Genomic DNA, 20,830 nt, shown 5'->3' with positions numbered 1-20,830 from the left:
CGCCAGCCCCGGCGAACCCTGCCGATAAGCCTGGCTGCCGCGGTGCTTCCGGTCCTCGCGCCGTGGCCGGCGCTGCGGTCCGGGTCACCTTGCCCCTGATGCCTCCGTGCCCGGCGGTCGTGGTGGTTTTTTTGGGGAGGGGGGCTCATTTGGCGTCTTCTTTGTATGCACTCGACCACGGTTGGGTGTGTTGTAAGGCTGCAGCCGTTCGTATAAGTAGGTCTTCGCGGTTGTGTTGGGCGACTATTTGGAGGCCCACAGGCGTGTTGTCAGGGGCGAAGCCGGCAGGGATGCTGGCTGCTGGATGGCCGCTGACGTTAAATGCCCAGGTCAGAGCTACATTCAGGCGCCTACCTGGTCCCGCATGGCCGTGAGCGGTGTAGGGGGTTGTTGGTGTGACCAGGATATCGGCAGCGGAGAACAGCTCGGCTAGTTGGCGGTTGTTGTGCATGTGCAGTTCTTTGGGGTGAGTTTTATCGGTCGATGTTTGTGTTCTGAGTTCCTTCCATACGGGTTCAGGGTCGTTCAGGATTAGATCATGTTCGGCCCATTGGAGGAATCCGTCCTCGGCGAGTCGGTTTGCGGCAGCATGGGCGATTCTTGCTATCTGTTGGTCGACCTCGGCGTAGCCGAGGTCGACTGACCACACTGCTCGGATTGGTCGCCCTCGTGACGGGGCGGCGAGGTGTTCGGCAAGTCGTGTGCCGAGGATGGCGTCGAGGTAGCTGGTGGCGTCAGCGACAGTGCGGGCCAGCGGACCAGGTGCGTTGAGCGCGTTCACGGAGGGCAGCAGGCCATTGGTGGTCTTAACTCCGAGCACGCCGCACCAGGCAGCCGGAATCCGGATAGATCCGGCACCGTCGTTGCCGGTAGCCAGCGGTACGAGACCTGCGGCGACTGCGGCTGCGGAGCCGGCGGATGACCCACCGGGGGTGCGGTCGACTCGCCATGGGTTGGTGGTGGGCCCGCGGTCCGTATGCCCCCAGGTCTGCCAATCGGTGCCGCGAGGCACGGCCGTGGTACCGATCGGGATACACCCGGCGGCGATGAGGCGTTTGGCGTGTAGCGAGGCGATGCCTTCGGTGGCCTTGATGCCGATCGGGACTCCGGCGAGAGGCAGGTTGACGCCGGTGCTGACAATGCGCTGTAGCTCGTACGCGGCACGACGTGCCTGGTCCGGCCAGACCTCTCGGAAGGCCCGTAGTTCGTGGTCGATGGCCGCTACACGTCTCAGGGCGGCCTCGACGACATCCACGGGGCAGAGTTGACCGCTGTTGACCATCCTTGCGATCTCGACGGCGTTGAGGGGCGCTGGGTCAGTGTCGGGGTTCAAACTCATCGCTGTGTGTCTCGGTCGGTCCCTTGTTCGTGGCCAGCCTGTTGGTAGGGAGGCCGATTTGTGGTCCTCGGCCCCTCCTGGCGAGGTACGCGAGTCGGGGTGGGGAAGGCGAGGGCTGCAGCTCGGGAGGCGTCGACTTCACTCAAGCGTTCCTGATATGGACGTCCTTTGTACCGCCACGACTCCAGCTCAGGTTGCAGCTCCTTTTGGATAGCCCGCTCGACTAGGACGGCCATCTCGACGGGGCCGATACCACCAGGTACCGGGGTAATGTTTTGCGGGATTTTGGTGGCCTCGGGGGAGATGTCACCAACTACTTTCCCGTTGGGTGCTGGCACGAATCCGGAGTCGACCACAAGCCGGTGGTGTGGACGTATGTGCTCTGGGCCAAGGATGCCCGGGCTGCCGGTTACCGAGACGACGATATCGGCTTCTCGAACTGCGTCCAGGTCGTCGCCGAGATCGAGTTGGCGCGGTTTGTGACCGTGCTCGGCGAGTCGGCTGACGACACCGCGCCCGACAAACCCGTGGGCTCCCACGACAGCGATGGATGGCGCATCCTGGGCGAAGGGTCGTATCACTCGCCAGATCCCTTCGGCAGTCGCACACACCTGCCGGCTGGATGCCTCAGTGAGGGCGTCGATGTCCTTGTGTGGTGCGATACCCTGCACAAATTGACGCAGCCGGGCCGGGACTGGCTGTTGCACGATGATTGCGGTTACAGCGGGGCTGATGTTAGCGCTTTCGATGGCGGCGCTGAACTGCGCTGGGGTGACGTGGGACGGAAGAACTAGATGGTCGGTATGTAGGCCAATTTTGGTAAAGTTTGCGACCTTCTGTTCGGCTGAGATCCGTGAGGCATCCGAGCGTATTTTCCAATCCGCAGGGTCGTGAGTTGCGGCCTCGACTCGGATGATTGTTGCTCTCTTGTCGAGAGATGCCATGGAGTCGCGGTAGCCGACGTATAGATCATGGACGTTTCGTAGGATCTCTCGGCCTGGGATTTGGTTTTCGGTTCCAGTGACCATATTTGGCACCGTTCAGTTGGGCCAGCCGAGGTGCGCGAGTGTGGCGGGCACCGGCTCCAGAATGCAACCGCCGAGTAATTCGTGTACCTGATTCTCGGTCAGCAGGCGGTGATCCTCAAGTCTGTCCTGGTAGCGGTAGCCGTCCCAGGTTAAGGGGATGGCAGTGAATGTGTCTGGATCAAAAGCATCGTAATAGGAGAAATTCCCGTGATGGGCGATCCAGGTGATGTTTCTGGGCTCGACGTTGAGGTGTTCCTGTGCAAGTTCTAGCGCCTGCATGGCAACGCCGGCCATGTCATCGGCAATGCCGTAGCTGTCGCTGTTGGAGCGGATCTCAGACGCTACTGCGGTAACCTGATCGCTGAGACGATATAGACGTACCAGGCAATGTGCCCGTCCGTTGCGGTGGTGCGACCAGTGCACGATTGCGCTCAGGTGACTGTCAGACTTGAAGACTGGCGAGTCATTGGTCACTTCTAGCACCTCCTGTTAGGCCAACCTGGTTGTCGTGACTACGGGCAGAGTCAGTATGCGTCGGGAAGTTGGGCGAGTACCTCTTGGGGCGCGGGTTCGACCGGCAGAGGCCGGGGTTCGGTGTGTTTGGTCGGGCCGCACCTGTTGAACGGTCCGTAGTCGGCAGTCAGGGCGGTGAGGTGCGGGTCGAGGTGGTCGCGCCACCAGATGCTCATGCCGGTTCCGGGGTCGTTGATGCGGAGGGTTTCCCAGGCTCGCCATAGGGCGTAGAGGCGGGATAGGGCTTCGGGGTGGGCCCACCAGCGGGGGCACCAGGTGATGCCGGGTGTGGGTCCGGAGGCGATGCGTCGTTCGAGGACGTGGACCAGGTAGCTGGAGACGAATTGGTCGACGTTGCGGAAGGCCGGCTCTGTTGCCTGGTCCTGCTCCGGGGTCGGTTCGCCGGGATCACCGGCGAGTTGGTCGAGCAGGGTGGTCAGGTCGGCGACTGGGTCGGTTGTGGGGCCGGGGGCCGGGGTGGTCATGTGATGGGCTCCGGCGGGGTGTTGGGGGTGAGGGTCCAATCGGTGTGGGGGGCCCAGTGGTCGATGCTCGCGCGGATAGCCGCTGCGTGGGGGCCGGTTTGCCAGGGGGCGGTGCGGGCGAGCGTGGGTGGGGCGCCGGAGGCGTAGACGATCATTCGGCCGCGGGGTAGGGCGTGTAGGTCGGAGATGTCGAGGACGCGTTGGCGTCGGGTGGCGTGGGAGACGGATCGTTGGCCCCATCCGGTGCCGCTGCTGCTGGTCGACCGGGTCGTGACGTCGTGCTCTCCGATCAGCTTGGACAGTTCTTCGAGCCAGTCGGGGTCGGCGACGCCGCCGCCGTAGGTGCGGATGTTTGCCGCGGACCAGAGTTTGCGCATGCCTTCGCGTCCCCACACGTCGATGCCTTGGGGGTAGGACTGCAGGATCGTGATGATTGGTAGGCCGGCCGAGCCGTAGTAGGAGTACAGGTTGGGTAGCTGCCGGAGGCGGCAGATGTTGGCGGCCTCGTCCAGGATGCTTAGCAGCGGCGGGTCGAGGCGCCGGCCGGCTGAGGCGCGGGCGCGTAGCTCGCCGGCGCGCAGGACCGCGTCGGTGAGGGCAGCGACCAATGGGGCGGGGGAACCGGGTCCGCCTTGGGACAGCAGGTACAGCACGTCGGTGCTGGTGGCGAATGCGGCCGGGTCGAACTCGCGGATACCGCCGCGGGTGGGTGGGGTGACCCAGGCGGTGACGGCCGGTTCGGTGAGGCACATGAGCATTTTTTGGGCGCCGGCGTAGATACCGCCGCGGGTTTTGTCGGGCATGTTGACCACACCGGCGACGGCGTCGGCGGGTAGGTCGTAGCCGTGTTCGCGCAGCAGCGTGGCGGGTTCGTCGTCGCGGGGGCTGACGGCCCACCGGTAGGCGGTGAGGATGTCGCGGCTGGCCACGGCGGCGGCGAGCAGCAGGTTGGCGACAAGTTCCTCGCTGGACGGGTCGAAGAAGGCGTCGCGGCTGACGCCGGGTTCGCGTTCGGCGGCGGCGAAGTGTTCGGCGAGGCGGCGAGCGTCGGTGACGGTGGCGACCGCGCGCAGCGGGTTCCACCACATGCCCTGGCCGCCGCCGAGGATGTGTTGGAGGTCGAACGCCCACACGGTGCCGATGTTGGCGCGGATGTCGCGGGTGGCATCCACGATGTCGCCTTTGACGCTGGTGACCAGGACGGGGCCGGGGGCGGCGACGATGGCGGGGATGGCGCGGCTGGTGGTTTTACCGGTGCGTGGTCCCCAGATGTCGACGGCCATGTCCTCCCAGGATTGGCGTAGCGGCATGCCGCCGGCGACGGTGTGCCCGATGAGCACGCCGAGCTGGTCGGGGTCGGGTCGGGTCACGTCGGCGAGGCTGGGGCGCAGCCGCCGGCCGCTGTCGGCGACGCCTTTGGGCCCGAGGTGCGCCAGGTCGGCGCGGGAGGCCATTTTGCGGGCGGCGCCATCGACGCGGGTGCGGCGGCGGCGTGTCCACCGCCAGGCCGCCACCGCCGCGGTGGTCAACAGCACCAGGGCGGCGACTTCGCCGGCGGCGATGAGGGTGCAGGTGGTGGTCCAGGTGATGTCACCGCGCAGCACAGCGGCGGTGGTGGCGATGGGGCCGCCGCCGGTGTAGCCGGGGGGTTGTACGAGCGCGACGGGTAGCCATGCGGCGGTGGCGAGGGCCAGGGCCAGGGCGGAGATGGCGCCGACGATGAGTCCGGCGTCGTCGTGGCCACCGCGAGGTCCGGCCGGGCGGCGGCTCATGTCATGGTCCAGCGAAAGTCGGTGTTACCCAGGTCCTTCTCGGTGTCGGTGGGTTCCAGGTGCACGGGGATACCCGGCCGGGATCCGACTTTGATCAGGAAGTTGCCGCGGCCGACGGTTTCGCTGTCTTCGGTGGCGGTCCAGGATGGTGGCGCCGACCAGGACAGCACCTCCCGGCGTTCGGCGTGTGAGAGCGGCCGGACGCGGGAGACGGCGTCGAGTTCCTGCTCGGAGCAGGGGCCGATCATCAGTACGGCGGCGCGTTCGGCGAAGCCACGGGCTTTGGCCCGGTCGTGGGCGGTGGGCAACGCCTCGAGGTCGGCCAGGGAGTGGGTGATGAACGCGGTACCGGTGCCTTTTTGGCGGTTGAGGCGGGTGAGGCCGTCGGCGCGGTCGACCAGGCCGTGCCCTACCCGCAACGCGCGCCACAGTTCGTCGAGGACGGTGAAGAAGGTTCTCGCGGGGGCGAGGCCGAGGTCGGCCATCAGGTGCGCGGCGTCGACCTGGGCGAACCCGTAGGACCAGGTGGAGAGCAGCGTCGCGGCGGTGCGCAGTTCGTCGGTGTCGTCGATGCCGGAGATGTCCACGCACACGGCGGGGGTGTCGAGGCGGATCGCGGTGGTGGTTTGCCCCTCGAAGGTGTCGCCGAGCGGGCCGTGCAGGAGCGCGAGCAGGGTGCGGCGCAGCCCGTTGGTTTCCTCCCGGAACCGATGCAGGTCCTGTTCCTCTTGCCAGAGGGTGACTGCGCGGACGTCGGCGGGGGCGTCGGCGATGACGGCCAGGACGTCGGAGAGCACGGGCTGGCTGTCATCGGTTTCGCGTTCGGCGAGGTAGCGCAGCGCCGCAGACAAGACGGTGGTCTCGTCGGAGGTGACGGGTCCGCGGCGCACGAGGGTGGCCAGGGCGACGAGCATGTTGAGCCGCCGGTCGGTGACCGCCGCCCGCACCACGGCGCCGGTGCGTTCGTCGACGCGGTCCAGCACGTTGCGCCATGGGCCGGCGTCGAGGGGGTTGATCCGGTCCAGGCCGGGCCCGACGCGCAGTACCTGCCCGCCGAGGGCGCGGACCAGGGCGGCGTAGTCGGGTTTGAGGTCGCCGAGGATCAGCGGGGTGACGCCTTGGGCGGTGAGGCCGAGGACCATCCGCCGCACCGCGGTGGACTTGCCCATGCCGGGTTCGCCCTCGATCCACACCGACGGGTTGTTGATCAGTCGGGCGCGGGTGTACCAGGAGATTGGGTCGAAGCACACGGCCGACCCGGTGTAGAGGTGTCGGCCGATTGGTACGCCGGTCATGGGGGTGGAGGCGCCGGTGCCGAAGGGGAACAGTCCGCAGACCTGCACGGTGGTGCCCCGGTATTCGGTGGGTGCCTCGATGTAGGACCAGGTGCCGCCGCCGGGCCCGGCGTGGCCGAGGCGGCCGGGCCGGCGGCTACCGGGCCGTCCGGGTGGGCGGGGGGTGCGGGATGGGCTCATGCCGGGTCCTTAGAAGGGGATCGTGGCGTGGGTGTGCAGGACCACGCCGGCGGGTAGCCCGGCAGCGAACCCGGCGGCTTGGCAGCCGTACATCGGCCGCAGCGTCAGGCGTGCCTCGCCGGCGCGGGCCTGGATGACACCGGTGGCCTCCTCCAGCTGTGTGTCGTCGGCGACGGTGGCGGTGACCAGCACCGCGAACCGCGTGACGCCGGCGCCGGTGGCCTCTTCCTGTGCGGCCTGCTCGGTGGCGGCGAGGTCCGATAAGTCGCGGGCGCTGGGACGGTGCTTTTTGCCGGCCAAAAACCGGGCGTCGCGCTTGTCAGACTCCACCAGCCTTGCGGCTTCGCCGGGGGAGTACGGCCGGTAGAGCATGGTGACCCGTTTGCGCAGCAGCTGCGGGTCCGGGTCGGTGAGCCGGGCGAACAGCCGCGAGTCCACCGCTCCGCGGGGCGCTTCGGTCATGCACCAGGTACGTGAGACCGCAGAGTCGTGCCGGTAGGTGTCCCAGCCCTCCCGGGTGGCTACGGGCCCGGCTTGTGTCCAGTCGGGGGCCAGGTGCGGGTCGCGGGCGAGGTCGACCGCGGCGGCGGGGTCGTAGGCGGCGCGGAGTACGCCGGCGAGGTTGCGCGCGTTCATCGGTCTGATGCCGGCGCCGGTGGCGCCGGTGAGACCGGCGTGCAGGTTCGGCAGCCGCGCGGCGACCTCCCGGCACACGTCCTCGTGTGACATGGAGCGGCCGGCCGGCGCGGTGTAGGTCAGCGACACGCGGGTGTCGACGGTCGCTGCTCCGGCCGGTGAGGAGCGCACGACGTCGGCGAGAACTGCTTGGGCCAGCTGCGGGGCGTCGGGGCGGCTGGTGGCGGCTACCTCCGCGGCGAGGCGGGTACCGGGGTCTGGGGTGGTCTCTACGGTGACCTGTGCCTGCACGAGGTGCGGTTCGCGGCCAAGCGCCGCCAGCCACGAGGCGAGGTGCCCGACGCGGGCGTCGATGCTGCTCTGATCGACCAGGTCCATGCCCTCTGGCGCGCAGCGCAGGCTGACGGTGTAGTGCCGGCTCTGCGGCACCACGACCACGGCCACGACTCCGGAGCGGCCGGTCTCCACCTCCCACACCTCGCTGCGGGCCAGCACTCCGGGCAGTTGGTGGGCGGCGGTGACCCGGGAGGCGACCCCGGAGACGTAGACGTGGTGGCGGCGCGCGCGGGCCTGCCACCACGCCACCCGGGCGGCGAGGGCCTGGAAGCCGGTGCGGCCGTGTACGCGCACGGCCAGGGGGGCCAGGACGAGCAGCCCGGCGACCGCGGTGATCAGCGCCGCGAGGGTGGACACCGGCAGCATCACGGCGGACAGCACCATGACCGCGAACGCGGCTATCGTGCCGGCTGGGCCCAGCCCGAACAGGCCGGCGCCGCGCCCCAGCCGCCAGTTGCCGTAGGTGCGTTGCTGCCCGCTGGTGCGGTCCTGTACCCCGCTACTCACGTGTGCTCACCATCAATCGCTCCGGAGGCTGTCCCGCCGACCCTGCGCACTGCCGCCGGCCCGGCCTTGGCCGCCGCTACCCCCGCGCCGGCGGCGAGACCGGCCGGTCCCGCCGCGCCGGCCGCGCCGGCCGCCGCGGTCGAGCTGGTGCTGGTGGCCGCGGCGGTGCGCCCGGCCTGAGTGCCCGCTGCCGCCGCGGTCGTGCCCGTGCTGGCAGCCGTACCCGTGCCGCCACTGGACGGTTGTGGGGCTGGATGCGGGGTGCCAGGGTCGGCACCATTCGGGCGGCCTCCTCCACCGGACTGCTGCCCGCTGCCTTTGCCGGGTCGGTCGGCCAGGCGCAGCGCGCCGGTGGTGAGCTTTCCGGCGCCGGCCACAGCGGCGACCGCAGCACCGCCGCCCCCACCGCCGGAGAGGACGCCTACCGGTGGTGCGATCAGCCGCATTAGGGCCGGCAACGCGACGACGGCCATGATGAACATGACCAGGCCTGTCAGCACTTCAGTGATGCTCTGACCCTCACCGATGAGCCAAAACACGGTGGCGTAGATCGTGGCGGCGGCGGGCTTGTAGAGCACCAGGGCGATCAGCCACGTCAGGTACCGGTCGCGAACCGACCGGCCGGAGCCGGAGATGCCCGCCGCTGCGGCCAACGGCAGCAGCCCGGACAGCAGGATCAATCCCGCGTTGCGGGCCAGTAGGAGCAGCAGCTGCACCATCGTGGCCAAAAACAGCATGAGCGAGATGCCGATGGTCATCATCGGAGAGATGGCGGCCGGCGTAGCAAAGACGATCAGCCGCTCCCCGAGCTCGTTGTCGGCGGCGGCGTTGAGGATCCAGGTGGAGTATTGGTCGCCGATCTCGATGAGGTACCGCACCGCCGGCACGCCCGCGCCGGCGAGCACGACCAACGCCACCAGCCCTTTGCCGACAGATCCGGCCTCCCGGCCATCACGGTCCAGGGCCAGCTTGATCGCCGCTACGAGCACCGCGCCGACCGCGATCGCCGCGACCGCCCAGTTGGTGTAGGCGCGCAGGTAGCCGATAGCGCCCTCACAGACGAGCTCGCCGTCCACGGCAGAGCAGGACTCGGACGTGCTGGGCGTATCGACGGCCAGCCAGCCGGCGACCACCAACTCCAGCATCTCCGCCGCCGCTTGGGTCATCTGCTCGGCGATCATGCTGAAAAATCGGTCAGCTGCATTCCTGACGAGTTCTTCGCCGCGGCAGTTGAAGTCAAACGTTGGGCACTCGGACATCTACCGTGGCCCCCACTCGACGATTCCGGTGAGGTTACTGATGTTGCGGTTGACGGAGACCCACGTGCCTCCGGGCGGTGCCTGCATGAGCCAGTCACCGTCGCGCCACAGCAGGGTCAGCGTCAGCACGTGATAGCGCGGGGTGCCGGCGGATGGTGCTCGCATTACGAGACCGATCGCTGCGCTATCCGGGGTGTAGGACAGGTACTGGAACCCCGCGATTTGGCTCTGTGTCCCCGGAGCCGCCGGAGCGGCGTCACTGGTGCGGTGCAGCTCCAGCAACTTGTCACGATCAGCGCTGGGCACAAACTGGTGCTCCATGGTGGGCTCCCAGTAATCGCGTCCCAGCGAGTAGCCGGACCTCACGCCGATCTGAGCGGCGGCGATCAGTGCTCCCTCCGGAGTGCGCGCGAAGCCGGACGCGGTGGTGCCGGTGACCTGGGTCGGTCCCGCGGTGTCACTGACGGGCACGGGCAGCGAACGAACCAACTCCCACCGGACCCCGTCCGGGGCGGTGGTGGGGATCGCGGTGGGCAGCGCCTGGTCGGGGCTCTGCGGTGCGGGATCGGCCGGTGCCGGGCTGGCCGGTGGTGCATCGTCGGCGTTGTTGTTACGGCCGTCGTCGGTACCGAGGACGGCGATGAGGGCGCCGGCGGCGATGACGATGAGCACCAGGACCGCGGAGGCGATGAATGCGGGTCTGGTCCATGGAGGGCGGTCGGCGAAGTCCTGTTGCTGCGACATCCGGGTCTCCTAGATCAGGGCTCCGACGACCGCGGAGGCGCTGCCGATGAGGATGCAGGCGGCGAATACCCAGCCCAGTTGGGAGAGGTTGGTGTCGTCGCCGCGGCGGTGGGCCAGGGCCATTTTCGCCGCGGTGTACAGCACCCCGCCGACGGCCGAGGCGGTGGCCAGGTAGGCCACCCACTGCAGCAGCGTGAGGATTCTGTCGCCCACCACTCCGGGTGGCGCCTCGCCACCGCCGGGGTTGGGCACGTCAACAGCCGGCCAGGCGAGCAGCAGCTGATCTATCTGGTCGAGCAGAGTCATCGGGTCCCTTCCCGGTGGGATGTGGGCCATATGGCGTGGCGTAGTGCGTCAATGTCGGGTGGCACGCCGATATCGGTCGGGTCGTCGGCGGCGGTGAGCGCCTCGATCCAGGCGACGTGCCAGATGCGTTGCGACCACCCGCGCAGGAGTTGCAGCCGCTCGGTGGCGATGCGTGGGGGGCGCCGTGGTGATGCGGCGACCGCGACGACGCCGGCCAGCTTGGCTCCGGTTGCTCCCATCCGCCACTGCTCGACGGCGCCGACGGCGGCCCAGACGCCCTGGGCTGATGCGCGGCAGACCAGGACGACGTTCGCGGCGGGCGTCAGGCGTGGCCATGCCTGGCCGAAGTCGAGTCCACCGACGAGGCGGGCGATGGTGCTGGTGCCCGCGCCGCCGTGGCATCCGACCCACCACACGGGCGGCAAATCGCGGAGGGTGGGTACCTCTTGGATCGGCAGTTTCCGGGTGGGTCCGGGCTGTCGTACGGGCGGAGGTGTCGCGTTTCGACCCCACAAACGTGTTCGCGTCGTCACTCGATGCTCTCCCCCGCGATCCAAGGTCACCCACGAGCACGTGACCGTAGCACTGCGTTTCCGAAGAGATCTATTGTTATGGCTCCGTTAGGGGCGATTGCAAGCGGGGGGAGCAATTGTGCGTGCGCGTTGGGTGATTGCTCGTGCGGTTGGGGTGGTCACGGTTGCCGCTGTGGCGGGGTGTGCGACGGGGTCGCCGCAATCGTCCGCGCCCCCGGTGCCGGAGCAGCCGGCCACTGTGGCGTCGGCAACCGCCCCGGAATCAGCGGGAGAACAACCGGGACACGATGACCACGACCATGCGGAGCCGCCCGAGCCGCCACCTGCCGCGCAGGCGGCACCGGTCGCGGCGCGGTTCGCCTCGGCGTGGGCGCGACCTGACCTGTCGGCCACCGCCTGGTGGCAGGGGCTCGCCCCGCTGTGCGATGAGGGCTTCGCTGGGCTGCTGCGCACGGTTGATCCGGCGCAGGTACCGGCGACGCGGGTGACGGGCCCACCGGTGGCCACGCACGCGCCGGCAGACGGCGCGGCGGAGTTCGAGGTGCCCACTGATGCGGGCACGGTGACGGTCACGCTCGCGGGCGTTGATGGCCGGTGGGTGGCGACCGGGGTCGACTTCGTCAGGGCGGTGAGCCAGTGACGCGGCGGCCGATCCTGGTGATCGTCGCGGTGGTGGCGGTGGCGGGGTTGATGTGCGGCGGCATGGTTGTGCTGCCGGTGGTGATGTTCGGCCTCAGCGATGCCGAGGCGGCGGCCTGTGAGGTGGTGTCCGCGCCGGGTGCGGAGCCGCCCGCCACTGGGTCGTGGAATGGGACCCAGACGGCGCACGCCGCGGCGATTGTGTCCGCTGGAGCGGCGCGCGAGGTGCCGCCGCGCGGCTACGTCATCGCGTTGGCTACCGCGATGCAGGAGTCTGGCCTTCGCAACCTGGCCAACTCCACGGTGCCGGAGTCGTTGACCCTGCCGCATGAGGGGGTGGGCCATGACCACGACTCGGTCGGGTTGTTCCAGCAGCGCCCGGGGTGGGGCAGTGTGCGGGAGCGGATGACGCCCTCCTACGCCGCGGACAAGTTCTACGAGGCGCTGGCCGGCGTGGAGGGTTGGCAGCAGATGCGGTTGACCGACGCGGCGCAGGCTGTGCAGCGCTCGGCGTACCCGGAGGCGTACCAGAAGTGGGAGGACGCCGCCGAACAGCTGGCCGCGCATGTGCTGGGGCTGGGGAGCATCGAGGACATCGGCGGTGGGGCGCCGAGCGCTCCGTGCGGTGTTGATGATTTTGGTCCGGTGCTGGTGGGCCCGGGTGGGTGGGTGCAGCCGGTGAACGCCAACGTCGGCAGCGGCTTCGGGCCGCGCGGCGGTGCATTCCACGCCGGGGTGGACATGTCCCGCGTCGACGTGCGGGGCGCGCCGATTCGGGCGGCGGCGGCCGGGGTGGTGGAGCAGGTCAAGTGTGATTGGTACACCACGTGCGACCGCGATGGTCACACCGGTTCACGGGGCTGCGGCTGGTATGTCGATATCCGCCACGCGGGTGACATCGTGACCCGCTACTGCCACATGGTTCGCCAGCCTGAGGTGGCTATGGGCGCGAGTGTCGCTGCGGGTGAGGTCATCGGGTTCGTGGGCAACAGTGGCGGTAGTTCCGGTCCGCACCTGCACTTCGAGGTGCACCTGGATGTCCCGCCGGGTCCGTACAACGCCGACCGCGACAACGCTGTCGACCCGGTGCAGTTCATGGCGGCCCAGGGCGCACCACTTGGGCAGGGCACGTGATGCGGGTAGCCAACCGGGTGGCCTGCCCTGCCACGGCGGGGCAGGCCACCACGCGGGCTGTCGCGCTACAGCCCGACTCCCTGCTCACCCGCCTGGACGCCCTGCTCGCCGGCCGATTCCGGTTCGGTAGCTGGGCGGGGTGGGCGTCGGCGCCGCGGCGAGCTGGACTCGGGTGCGTCCAGTCCGAGGCGGGCCAGGTCGTCGGCGGTCCAACCGCCGGCCACCGCGGCGGCGTACCGGGTGCTGTAGTGGTCGGTGGCCTGGCGCAGGGCCTCGGCGAGCTGGTCTCGCTCGTGCCGCGCCGTCGCCGCCTCCCCGACCAGGAGGGCACGTTCCCGCAGCAGCGCGAGCGCGGCTTTCTCGGTTTGGCTACGGACGGCTTTAGCGGTCTGGTCGGCCATGGAGTCCTCCCCAAAATGACGACGGCCGGGTGCTGTGGAGGCAGAGCATAGTGGGCAAGATCGATCCTTGTGTTACCGCTTTTCCACCCTTGTTTCCGGCCCGTGGGGGCGTCCTGGTCGTCAGCCGAGGACGGTGGCCAGGGTCAAGGGTGGGCCATGGGCCCATCGCGCAGCGACGCGTAGCGCCCTTGACGCTGGACGGCGGCCGGCTATCGTTTGCCACCCTTACGGGGTGGGCTCCTGGTGTGCGCCGTCAGGCGCACTCGACCTGTCAGTGCGACCACGCTGGGCGCACGCTTCCCGCCGACGCTGTCGGAGCAAGTTGGAGTAAAAGTCTGACTTTTGGTCAGACGGGCCGCGTAGCGGCCGGCCGCAACACGGTGGTGGACGCCCGCCGTAAGGGTGGTCGACGTGGCTGATCCGGCGCAGATCGGCGCGGTCCGGTTCGGTGCGAGCCACCGCCGGCGGCGTGCCCATACCGATGATGATCCGCGTGTGCATCGGGTGACGGTGCGGTTGTCCGAGGCGGAGATGACGGCGGTCGAGGCGAACGCGGCGGCGGCCCGGCTGGCCACCTCGGCGTATCTGGCGGAAGCCGGCTCAGCGCCGCTCGTGCCCGCTCCCGCTGGCCCGGATGGTGCCACGGAGACCGGGCCCCTGTTGGTTGAGCTGATGGGTGTGCACCGGCAGGTACGGGGCGCGGCGCACAACCTCAACCAGGCGGTGGCGCGGTTGCACTCGACCGGTGAGCCGGCCGGGGACCTGACCGCGACCGCGGCGTACCTGGCGCGGGTCGCGGCGCGGGTTGACGACCTGGTCACCGCGATCGCCGCCGCGCAGACAGGCCGGCGATGATTCCGAAGGTGACCTACGGCAGTCGGGTCCGCGGTTTGTTGGAGTACCTGTGGGGGCCGGGAAAGGTCGAGGAACACGTTGATCCGCACCTGGTTGCCGGGTACGACGATGTCGTGTTGCTCGCCCCGCAGCAGCGTCCGCACGACGGCGGCTGGTCGCTGGAGGAGTTGGCGGCGCGGCTGGACGCGCCGCAGATCGCCGCCGGTGAGCGCGGGGTGCGCCAGTACGTGTGGCAGTGCTCGTTGAGCCTGCCTGCGCAGGAGGGCCAGCTTGACGACGCCACCTGGTCGCGTATCGCGGGCCGGTTCGTGGCCGAGATGGGTTTCGCCGGTGGCGTCGAGCGGGCCGGGTGCCGGTGGATCGCGGTACGCCACTGCCTAAGCGCGAGGGGCAATGACCATGTGCACCTGGTCGTCACTCTCGCTACCGAGGACGGGGCGCCGGTGTGGCTGCGGCAGGACAAGCGGCGCAGCCAGCGGGTAGCTGACCTGCTGGAGGACGAGTTCGGGTTGGGTAAGTGGACACCCGGCCGGGCCGGTGCGACGAAGCGGCCGGAGTTGACCCGGCCGGAGGTCGACCGCGCTCGACGCAGCGGCCAGGCACCGGAGCGGGAGTTGCTGCGCCGACAGGTCCGAGCGGCCCTGGCTGGAGCCGGCAGCGAGGCCGAGTGGGTGGCGCGGATGAAGGGCGCGGGCCTCCTGGTGGCCACACGCACCGCGGCAAAGGACTCGCAGCAGGTGGTGGTCGGGTACGCCGTGGCGGTGCGGCCGGCCGGAGCCGCTAAGCCAACCTGGTACGCCGGGCGCAGTCTGGACGGTGACCTCAGCCTGCCCCAGGTCCGCAAGCGGTGGCCCGATGTCGAGCCGCCGTCGGCCGGTCAGTGGAAGGCGGCTGACCCTGCAGAGTCGCCGCGGATCCGGCTGAGCGGCGAGGACCGGATGGCGGTGTGGCGATCCTCCGCCACCGCGTTGGAGGCGATCAGCGCCCGGCTGACCCGGATCGCTCCCGACTCGCCGCAGTGGCCGGCCGCTACCCGGGCCAGCGCCGAGCTGCTGGCCCGGGTAGCGGCGGGCGCCGAACCATCCGGGCGGGGCCCGGTGACCCGCGCCGCCGATGCCCTGGCGCGTGCGGCGGCACCACCACGTCGCGCGCCCGCGCCGGCAGCGTCGTCGGTGGCCGCCGAGTTGGGCCGGGTGGCGGACGCGCTGCTGGTCGCTGGGCACGCCCGCAACGGCGGGGAGGCGGCCATCCTGCTGGCCGTGGTGGTCCAGGCGGCGCGGCTGGTTGTGGCGCTGGCCGAGCTGCGTGCTGCCCAGCAGCAGGCCCATGCCGCCGGCGCAGCTGCCGCCGCCGCGGCGCATCTGATGCCCCTGCTGCAGCCCGGCATCCAGGTGCAGGTGCCGACCCAGAGCAGTACGCCGCAGGCGCAGCCCCACACCGTGCCGGCCCGAGCCCGAGATCTGAGCGGTGACGGGGAAGCGCAGCGATGAGGAGGACGAGGTAGTGCCCGACAACGAGATGGCCGAGATTCACCAGCGGGCTACCGCGGCGGTCACCGCCATGATCCAGGCCGCCGGCGAGGTGGCGCAGGTAGTGATCGAGGCCCGCATCATGCAGCTGCAGCGGGCGGCGCGTGCCAGCGACGAGCAGGCTCGCCGGATACGCGCCCAGACCCGTGCCGCGCAGCAGGCCGATGCGGCAGTGTGGCGGCCGGCGATGCGGCCGGGGTGGTGGCGCACCGCGGGGACGGAGGACATCGCCCGGGTGTGGCGTGCGGCATCAACGTGGCACCACGTTGACCCTCGGGCGCAGCAGGCTCGGCAGATGGTCGTCGACCAGCTCGCCAAACGGACGGGTCGGGCGGGGTCCGAGACACACGAGCCCGCACCGGCGCTGGATGGCATAGAGGCGTTGTCTGATGCCGTCGATCGAGTGGTGTTCGAGGAAACGGAACAGTCCCAGCGGCTGCCGATGTCCGCCGAGGCGGTGAGTGACAGGCACGAGCGGATGGCCGCTGAGGTGCGCAAGGCGTGGCCGTCCGGGCAGCGGGCTGACACGGTGATCGGGTGCGAGGCGTGGGGTGCCCTGGCATACACCCTGGACCAGGCGCAGCACTCCGGCCACGACGTGCAGCAGCTCCTACGCGGCGTGTCCAGGTTCGTGGACCGCGCCGAAAGGCCGGCCGCCTACGCGTGCCGGGTGGTGCAAGACCAGCTCGACGACACCGTCGATCTCGGCACGGTGCGGATAGAGCACAGCCGGCAGAGCGCCGATCGGCCGGCTGACCATGAGGGGACTTTGGCCGGAGTTGACTCGTCGGTGGCTACCGATGCCAGTACCGAGCCGGCGGCGATTGCCTCGTCCGCGTTTCCGCAGCCAACCATCTCGGCGATCACCGAGGTCGCCTCAGCCAGTCAAGGGGGCGAGGAGCAGCGGCCCGCTGTCCGTCCTGCTGCGCCGAGTGTGTCCGTGGCTGCGCCGGGCCGATAGCGCCGAGCGGGGCCTATCGGGTGGGCTGAGATTCAGATGCTGGCGCGGGTTTGCGGGCTACCGGCACGGTGGGTTGCGCCGTCGTGGACGCGGCGGTGGTGGAGGGGAATGCGATGGCTGCTACGGCGGCTGTCCCGGCATGGTGGGCTGTCGTGTCGGCGTGGCTGGTCGTGGCGCGGACGGTGTCGTGGACGGCGCGGCGGGCTGCGGTGAATAGGCTGTCCCGCCATTCGGGAGAACACCATGACCACCAGCCGTCCCGCCCAGCTCGCCCCCGTCCGCATCGGCCGCGGCAGAGCAGCACACCTGGGCTGCCGCAGCAGCATCACCGGCCCCACCTGCCAGCGCGCCCAGCCCCGACCCATCCAACTGATCAACGCCACCCTCACGCGCCTGGATGGGTGATGCACCGCACTCCGGATGTCATACGAGGGTAGGCTAGCGGTATGACAAAGCGTCGAGTGACCATATCCGTACCCTCGGACGTGGCCGAGACCCTGGAGCAGCAACCCAACGCCTCCGCATACGTCACCGAGACTGTGCGGGCTCGCCGGAACTTCGAGCAGTTCCGCGACCTGGTGGCCGAGGCCGGCGTGCACCTTACCGAGCAGGGCATGGCCGCAGCGCGGGCCCGCCGACTGGCTGTGGAGGCCGAGTGGACCCCAGAGCGGGTGGCGGCCTTACGTGCGCGGGTGCGTGACCACATGACGGGCGAGCTGTCCAACGGTGACCAGCAGGCACCAGCGGCGTGAGCGTCGACGACGAGCCTCCAGGTGCGGTCACGCTCGTGCTAGACCGTTCAGCTCTGCTGGCCTACCCCTACTCGATGCACGTGGACGAGCCGATAGGCGAGGTCATCCGAGACGGAAATCGATACGGCGTCACCGACGTCACCGTCGCCGAGACGCTGACGCTGGTGACCGACCCCAAACAGCGCGAACACCTGCACCGACTGCTACGCCAGCAGTCCTGCGCAATGCTCCCCACCAGCGGTGACTGGTTGGAACTTGCCTACTGGCGCGGCCTGACCGGCCGCATCGACCTAGCCACCACAGTCATGGCATCACTGGACAACGGAGGAGCCTCGATCCTGACCGGAGAGGGCACCCGTTACGGCGAGCACCTGCCGGTCATCCACATACCGCAGTGACCTCCCGCCGGCCCAGGCGTTGGCGACACCCGCAAAAGCCGGTGTGCTCGCCCGCGCCGCCGGCGGTGACCTCGCCCACCAGGTTGCGTGGCGGCTTGGCCCGGCTTCTTATCCACAACATGTGGATAGGACATGTGTACGAATGATGGTTCTCGTTAGAGGCTGATGATGGGGCCGCCTCCAGCGAGGCCGGCGTACAAGCCCGGCTGACTGGTGAGCACGTCGCAGCCAAGGTCAATGGCGATCAGGACCGCGCTGGCGGCGTCCAGCCGACCGACTGTGTCGTGAGTGATCGCGAGAGCCCGCCAGGACACCGGGTCCGGAGTGAGGACGAGCGCGGCCTGGTGGTTGACGAGCAGGTCGAGGCGGGTGGAATCGGCCGCTACCCGGGCAGCCTCGGCGAGGCACAGCACCGGCAGGCCAACCGCACACCCAGGCTCGTCGGCTATCTCAGCGATGATCTCGCCGACAGCGATCGACTCGCGCGTGAACGCCACGATGGCGCTCGTATCAAGGATGATCCGGACCGTGACGTCTTCCACGTGAGGGCGCCGGCCGGTCAGGCGGCGGTACGGTCGGTCAGGCCCAGCTGCTCGCGTACCGCGGAGTCCAGCTCGGGGGTCCACCGCTCACGGGCCTCACGCAGCCGCCGGCGGGCCCGCTGCTTACCCTCTTCGGTCACGGTGATGTTCACCGCCGCGAGCATCGCCGCAGTGTCGGTGCCGGTCTCGGGAGTATGGGCCACACGCGCAGAATACCCCCACGGTGGCTTACTAGACAGGATGACCGGCCTCGACTGATCTACGCGGTGGTGACCCGATGAGCGCATGGTCGGCTATCGGGGGTAGCTACTGGTACCGCTACCGGAGCGCCCGTTTCGCTAAGCGCCCCGAACCCGAGGCCATCCGTTTACAGATGTCATACACTGGTGGAGTGCCGGAGGAGTTTTACCAGTTCAGCGACGTTACGTATGAACGACTGGACGCCGCGGGCATCACCCCGATGTCTGTGCTCGACGTCCTTCACGGCGGCGGCTTCCAAGTGCGCCGCCACCTCGGCGCGGCACTGCAGATCGCCGGTCAGGACCGGGCCGGCGCCTGGATCGGCGTCGCGCTGATCGAACGCGGCGGCGACGACCACTACATCGTTACCGGCGCCCGCCGGCTCGACAACAACGAGATCAACGCGATCACCCGCATGAAAGGGGACCAGCCGTGAGCACGTTCGACGAGGCCAACGCCGCACTGGAAAGCCGCGACTGGTCCACCGCCCAGATCGATACTGCCCGACCTCGCGGCGTCAGCATCGTGCACTCCACCCGCATGAGCCACCACCTCACCGAGCGGCTGTTCGCCGAAGCGCAGCGACGCGATGTGACCCCCAGTGAACTCATCCGCGAGTACGTCGAGGCCGGACTCAGCACCGCCGAGAGCGGCAAAGAGGAAACCGTCACCATCCGCGTGGCTGACCTTCACCGCGCGATAGACACCGCAGTCAAACGCGCTGCGTGAGTAGCCCGAACACAGCCGTGGCGTCGTCGCTGCGCTTGTTCCGAGGCCATCGAGTCCCGTCCGGGTCACTCCGCTCAGCGGCACGTACCTGGCGGATCAGCTCGGTTGCGCCCGCTGCCTGCATCAGCTCCAGGGCGCTGGTCCAGTCGTCGTGCAGGCCGAAGGCGACGCTTCGCGCTGCTCCGTCCGAGAGCACCGCGAAGCGTCGCAGCTGGTCGAGGTGCGTATGTCCGGTCAAGGCGTGATCTACAGCGGCTGGATTGGTTTCGGCGACCCAGTAGCCGCCCGGCTGGTTGCGGGCCGCCAACTCCTGCCGCTTCATGCGCAACAGCGCGGCCTGCTTCGCCGGTGATCCGATTGGGTGGCGGTCAGCTTCGGCTCGCTCTGAGCTTGCCGTGAGGCTCACGCGGTTGTCCGTGATGACCTGCACGTGACCGCTGACGTCCAGCACCACGCAGACATCACCCAGTACGAAGTGCTCGACCACGCCGCCGTTCATGATGCGGAGGGCACCAACGGCCGCCGATGGTGTGCCTGGGGTGCCCGTAGTCCTGGCGGAAAAATCAACGGATTCGGCTGACCAGGGCAAACGTGTTGGGGGCATGGCAGGGTGCGGGCGGTTCCTTGAGGGGGCCCGGACCGGTGAATTTCACGTGCGTGTAGCTTCAGTGGCGGGGCCGGTGATCAACGCTGGGCCGCACCTTTCGGCTCGCCTGAGTCGACGGCCTCGGCCAAGCGGGCGGCCAGGTCGCGGACGTGGGCGATCAACTGCACCGGCTCGTGGATCCGGAACCGAAACCCGATCAGCGCCACGTAGAGCGCCAGCTCGTCCAGCGAGTTCGACCCGGTGTGCAGCAGGCAGCTGTCCGCGTCGACGGCTTCGACCACACCGATGGTCGGTGGGACCCGGTCGGCGACCGTCTCGGCCGGGGCGTACAGGGTGATGCGCGCCCGGTGGCGGTAGGGCGCGGAGGACACGCCGTGAGAGAGGTAGCCGGCGAGGTCGACGTCGGGCGGCGTACGCGGGGTGAACCGGGTGCCGCCCGGGATCCGCGGCTGGATCCGGTCAGCGCGGTACGTACGCCAGTCGCGGCGATCGGTATCCCAGCCGACCAGGTACCAGCGGCGCCCGGTGTGGACGAGGCGGTGCGGCTCGGTCTCGCGCAGTGCGGTACTGCCGTCGTGGCGCTGGTAGTCGAACCGGAGCCGCTGGTGGTCACGGCAGGCGGGGGCGATCGTGGTCAGCACGTCCGGGTCGACGGTCGGGCCGCCGTCGGGAACCGTCACGGTGACCGAGCGGAGCAGGTCGACGCGGTGCCGGACGCGCGACGGAAGGACCTGGTCGAGTTTGGCGAGCGCCCGCAGGGAGCTGTCCTCGATGCCGGTGACCGCACCCCGTACGGCGGTACGCAGCCCGACGGCCACGGCGACCGCCTCGTCGTCGTCGAGTAGCAGCGGCGGCAGTTTCGACCCGGCACCGAGCCGGTAACCGGCCGCGCCGGCGGTGGCGTGCACCGGGTACCCGAGATCGCGCAGCTTCCGGATATCACGGCGAACCGTCCGGACATCCACGTCGAGGCGCTCGGCCAGATCGCTGCCGGTCCAGTTCCTGGGCGTCTGCAGCAGGGAGAGCAGGCGCAGCAGCCGCGCCGACGTTTCCAACATTCCCGGAAGTCTTCCAGCAAGCTAGGGCGTGACCTGTCCTAGCTGCTTCCTA

26 protein-coding genes are annotated in these 20,830 nt (G+C 69.3%); 10 read left to right on the top strand and 16 right to left on the bottom strand.

Annotation, left to right across the window (positions count from 1 at the left end; all coding sequences use genetic code 11):
- Positions 1 to 145: 145 nt before the first annotated feature.
- From H0524_RS22210 to H0524_RS22160, 11 genes are all read right to left on the bottom strand, one after another.
- On the bottom strand, positions 146 to 1,339 hold the full coding sequence (locus H0524_RS22210) for an amidase (protein ID WP_180200388.1): 1,194 nt from the start codon (positions 1,337 to 1,339) through the stop codon (positions 146 to 148).
- Positions 1,336 to 2,283 (bottom strand): tetrahydrofolate dehydrogenase/cyclohydrolase catalytic domain-containing protein, encoded by a 948-nt coding sequence (locus H0524_RS25675; protein ID WP_218942422.1) that lies wholly within the window; start codon positions 2,281 to 2,283, stop codon positions 1,336 to 1,338. The genes H0524_RS22210 and H0524_RS25675 overlap by 4 nt, the downstream gene beginning before the upstream one ends.
- Positions 2,284 to 2,379: 96 nt before the next feature.
- Positions 2,380 to 2,841, bottom strand: coding sequence for a hypothetical protein (locus H0524_RS22200; protein ID WP_180200386.1), 462 nt, complete (start codon positions 2,839 to 2,841; stop codon positions 2,380 to 2,382).
- Between the two features lie 50 nt (positions 2,842 to 2,891).
- On the bottom strand, positions 2,892 to 3,365 hold the full coding sequence (locus H0524_RS22195) for a DUF4913 domain-containing protein (RefSeq protein ID WP_180200385.1): 474 nt from the start codon (positions 3,363 to 3,365) through the stop codon (positions 2,892 to 2,894).
- Positions 3,362 to 5,137, bottom strand: coding sequence for a type IV secretory system conjugative DNA transfer family protein (locus tag H0524_RS22190; RefSeq protein ID WP_180200384.1), 1,776 nt, complete (start codon positions 5,135 to 5,137; stop codon positions 3,362 to 3,364). Before H0524_RS22190 ends, H0524_RS22195 begins: the two co-directional genes overlap by 4 nt.
- Complete coding sequence (locus H0524_RS22185) at positions 5,134 to 6,612, bottom strand: ATP/GTP-binding protein (protein WP_180200383.1); 1,479 nt, start codon at positions 6,610 to 6,612, stop codon at positions 5,134 to 5,136. The genes H0524_RS22190 and H0524_RS22185 overlap by 4 nt, the downstream gene beginning before the upstream one ends.
- Positions 6,613 to 6,621: 9 nt before the next feature.
- The gene (locus H0524_RS22180) at positions 6,622 to 8,091 is read right to left on the bottom strand and encodes an SCO6880 family protein (protein ID WP_180200382.1); all 1,470 of its coding nucleotides are present in this window, start codon (positions 8,089 to 8,091) and stop codon (positions 6,622 to 6,624) included.
- Positions 8,088 to 9,272, bottom strand: a complete 1,185-nt coding sequence (locus H0524_RS22175; RefSeq protein WP_255436164.1) for a hypothetical protein — start codon at positions 9,270 to 9,272, stop codon at positions 8,088 to 8,090. The genes H0524_RS22180 and H0524_RS22175 overlap by 4 nt, the downstream gene beginning before the upstream one ends.
- A gap of 78 nt (positions 9,273 to 9,350) precedes the next feature.
- Positions 9,351 to 10,094 (bottom strand): hypothetical protein, encoded by a 744-nt coding sequence (locus H0524_RS22170; protein WP_180200380.1) that lies wholly within the window; start codon positions 10,092 to 10,094, stop codon positions 9,351 to 9,353.
- A 9-nt stretch (positions 10,095 to 10,103) separates the two neighbouring features.
- Positions 10,104 to 10,400, bottom strand: a complete 297-nt coding sequence (locus tag H0524_RS22165; RefSeq protein ID WP_180200379.1) for a hypothetical protein — start codon at positions 10,398 to 10,400, stop codon at positions 10,104 to 10,106.
- On the bottom strand, positions 10,397 to 10,816 hold the full coding sequence (locus tag H0524_RS22160) for a DUF6668 family protein (protein WP_180200392.1): 420 nt from the start codon (positions 10,814 to 10,816) through the stop codon (positions 10,397 to 10,399). Before H0524_RS22160 ends, H0524_RS22165 begins: the two co-directional genes overlap by 4 nt.
- Positions 10,817 to 11,150: 334 nt before the next feature.
- Between H0524_RS22160 and H0524_RS22155 the strand changes: the two genes are divergently transcribed.
- Together H0524_RS22155 and H0524_RS22150 are read left to right on the top strand one after the other, a co-directional pair.
- Positions 11,151 to 11,573 (top strand): hypothetical protein, encoded by a 423-nt coding sequence (locus H0524_RS22155; protein WP_180200378.1) that lies wholly within the window; start codon positions 11,151 to 11,153, stop codon positions 11,571 to 11,573.
- Positions 11,528 to 12,706 (top strand): M23 family metallopeptidase, encoded by a 1,179-nt coding sequence (locus H0524_RS22150; RefSeq protein ID WP_375372021.1) that lies wholly within the window; start codon positions 11,528 to 11,530, stop codon positions 12,704 to 12,706. The genes H0524_RS22155 and H0524_RS22150 overlap by 46 nt, the downstream gene beginning before the upstream one ends.
- 65 nt (positions 12,707 to 12,771) lie before the next feature.
- On the opposite strand, the gene H0524_RS22145 is transcribed toward H0524_RS22150, so the two are convergent.
- On the bottom strand, positions 12,772 to 13,107 hold the full coding sequence (locus H0524_RS22145; RefSeq protein ID WP_180200376.1) for a hypothetical protein: 336 nt from the start codon (positions 13,105 to 13,107) through the stop codon (positions 12,772 to 12,774).
- A 411-nt stretch (positions 13,108 to 13,518) separates the two neighbouring features.
- Here H0524_RS22145 and H0524_RS22140 point away from each other — a divergent pair, with 411 nt between their 5' ends.
- The 6 genes from H0524_RS22140 (at position 13,519) to H0524_RS22115 (ending at position 17,602) form a co-directional block, all read left to right on the top strand.
- Complete coding sequence (locus H0524_RS22140; RefSeq protein ID WP_309225201.1) at positions 13,519 to 13,962, top strand: hypothetical protein; 444 nt, start codon at positions 13,519 to 13,521, stop codon at positions 13,960 to 13,962.
- A complete protein-coding gene (locus H0524_RS22135) occupies positions 13,959 to 15,452 on the top strand; it encodes a relaxase/mobilization nuclease domain-containing protein (RefSeq protein WP_180200374.1) in 1,494 nt (497 codons plus the stop codon). Before H0524_RS22140 ends, H0524_RS22135 begins: the two co-directional genes overlap by 4 nt.
- On the top strand, positions 15,430 to 16,452 hold the full coding sequence (locus tag H0524_RS22130; RefSeq protein WP_180200373.1) for a hypothetical protein: 1,023 nt from the start codon (positions 15,430 to 15,432) through the stop codon (positions 16,450 to 16,452). The genes H0524_RS22135 and H0524_RS22130 overlap by 23 nt, the downstream gene beginning before the upstream one ends.
- A gap of 243 nt (positions 16,453 to 16,695) precedes the next feature.
- On the top strand, positions 16,696 to 16,857 hold the full coding sequence (locus H0524_RS22125; RefSeq protein ID WP_180200372.1) for a hypothetical protein: 162 nt from the start codon (positions 16,696 to 16,698) through the stop codon (positions 16,855 to 16,857).
- Between the two features lie 41 nt (positions 16,858 to 16,898).
- The gene (locus H0524_RS22120) at positions 16,899 to 17,204 is read left to right on the top strand and encodes a hypothetical protein (RefSeq protein ID WP_180200371.1); all 306 of its coding nucleotides are present in this window, start codon (positions 16,899 to 16,901) and stop codon (positions 17,202 to 17,204) included.
- Positions 17,201 to 17,602 (top strand): hypothetical protein, encoded by a 402-nt coding sequence (locus tag H0524_RS22115; protein WP_180200370.1) that lies wholly within the window; start codon positions 17,201 to 17,203, stop codon positions 17,600 to 17,602. The genes H0524_RS22120 and H0524_RS22115 overlap by 4 nt, the downstream gene beginning before the upstream one ends.
- Positions 17,603 to 17,757: 155 nt before the next feature.
- Here the strand turns inward: H0524_RS22115 and H0524_RS22110 are convergent, their stop codons facing one another.
- Both H0524_RS22110 and H0524_RS22105 read right to left on the bottom strand, forming a co-directional pair.
- The gene (locus H0524_RS22110; protein WP_180200369.1) at positions 17,758 to 18,144 is read right to left on the bottom strand and encodes a hypothetical protein; all 387 of its coding nucleotides are present in this window, start codon (positions 18,142 to 18,144) and stop codon (positions 17,758 to 17,760) included.
- Between the two features lie 17 nt (positions 18,145 to 18,161).
- A complete protein-coding gene (locus tag H0524_RS22105) occupies positions 18,162 to 18,347 on the bottom strand; it encodes a hypothetical protein (protein WP_018255990.1) in 186 nt (61 codons plus the stop codon).
- 188 nt (positions 18,348 to 18,535) lie between these two features.
- On the opposite strand from H0524_RS22105, the gene H0524_RS22100 reads away from it, so the two are divergent.
- Both H0524_RS22100 and H0524_RS22095 read left to right on the top strand, forming a co-directional pair.
- Positions 18,536 to 18,820, top strand: a complete 285-nt coding sequence (locus tag H0524_RS22100; RefSeq protein ID WP_018223807.1) for a hypothetical protein — start codon at positions 18,536 to 18,538, stop codon at positions 18,818 to 18,820.
- Positions 18,817 to 19,113 (top strand): hypothetical protein, encoded by a 297-nt coding sequence (locus tag H0524_RS22095; protein ID WP_018223808.1) that lies wholly within the window; start codon positions 18,817 to 18,819, stop codon positions 19,111 to 19,113. The genes H0524_RS22100 and H0524_RS22095 overlap by 4 nt, the downstream gene beginning before the upstream one ends.
- Here H0524_RS22095 and H0524_RS22090 read toward each other — a convergent pair.
- A complete protein-coding gene (locus H0524_RS22090; protein WP_255436162.1) occupies positions 19,097 to 19,612 on the bottom strand; it encodes a hypothetical protein in 516 nt (171 codons plus the stop codon). The two genes, H0524_RS22095 and H0524_RS22090, sit on opposite strands and share 17 nt — an antisense overlap.
- 185 nt (positions 19,613 to 19,797) lie before the next feature.
- Positions 19,798 to 20,778: a YafY family protein gene (locus H0524_RS22085; RefSeq protein WP_180200368.1), complete on the bottom strand. Its 981-nt coding sequence runs from the start codon at positions 20,776 to 20,778 to the stop codon at positions 19,798 to 19,800.
- Between the last annotated feature and the right edge of the window lie 52 nt (positions 20,779 to 20,830).

The sequence above is a fragment of the Salinispora sp. H7-4 genome, assembly GCF_013416675.1.
Lineage (GTDB): Bacteria > Actinomycetota > Actinomycetes > Mycobacteriales > Micromonosporaceae > Micromonospora > Micromonospora vitiensis.
Note: the sequence above shows the minus strand (reverse complement) of the source record. Positions and strands in the feature narration are given on the sequence as shown.

Bases quoted from the DNA above. Each gene is read 5' to 3' on its own strand.
- H0524_RS22210 (WP_180200388.1), bottom strand. From the start codon at position 1,339: ATGAGTTTGAACCCCGACACTGACCCAGCGCCCCTCAACGCCGTCGAG.
- H0524_RS25675 (WP_218942422.1), bottom strand. From the start codon at position 2,283: ATGGCATCTCTCGACAAGAGAGCAACAATCATCCGAGTCGAGGCCGCA.
- H0524_RS22195 (WP_180200385.1), bottom strand. From the start codon at position 3,365: ATGACCACCCCGGCCCCCGGCCCCACAACCGACCCAGTCGCCGACCTG.
- H0524_RS22190 (WP_180200384.1), bottom strand. From the start codon at position 5,137: ATGAGCCGCCGCCCGGCCGGACCTCGCGGTGGCCACGACGACGCCGGA.
- H0524_RS22185 (WP_180200383.1), bottom strand. From the start codon at position 6,612: ATGAGCCCATCCCGCACCCCCCGCCCACCCGGACGGCCCGGTAGCCGC.
- H0524_RS22175 (WP_255436164.1), bottom strand. From the start codon at position 9,272: ATGATCGCCGAGCAGATGACCCAAGCGGCGGCGGAGATGCTGGAGTTG.
- H0524_RS22170 (WP_180200380.1), bottom strand. From the start codon at position 10,094: ATGTCGCAGCAACAGGACTTCGCCGACCGCCCTCCATGGACCAGACCC.
- H0524_RS22165 (WP_180200379.1), bottom strand. From the start codon at position 10,400: ATGACTCTGCTCGACCAGATAGATCAGCTGCTGCTCGCCTGGCCGGCT.
- H0524_RS22145 (WP_180200376.1), bottom strand. From the start codon at position 13,107: ATGGCCGACCAGACCGCTAAAGCCGTCCGTAGCCAAACCGAGAAAGCC.
- H0524_RS22135 (WP_180200374.1), top strand. From the start codon at position 13,959: ATGATTCCGAAGGTGACCTACGGCAGTCGGGTCCGCGGTTTGTTGGAG.
- H0524_RS22125 (WP_180200372.1), top strand. From the start codon at position 16,696: ATGACCACCAGCCGTCCCGCCCAGCTCGCCCCCGTCCGCATCGGCCGC.
- H0524_RS22120 (WP_180200371.1), top strand. From the start codon at position 16,899: ATGACAAAGCGTCGAGTGACCATATCCGTACCCTCGGACGTGGCCGAG.
- H0524_RS22090 (WP_255436162.1), bottom strand. From the start codon at position 19,612: ATGAACGGCGGCGTGGTCGAGCACTTCGTACTGGGTGATGTCTGCGTG.
- H0524_RS22085 (WP_180200368.1), bottom strand. From the start codon at position 20,778: ATGTTGGAAACGTCGGCGCGGCTGCTGCGCCTGCTCTCCCTGCTGCAG.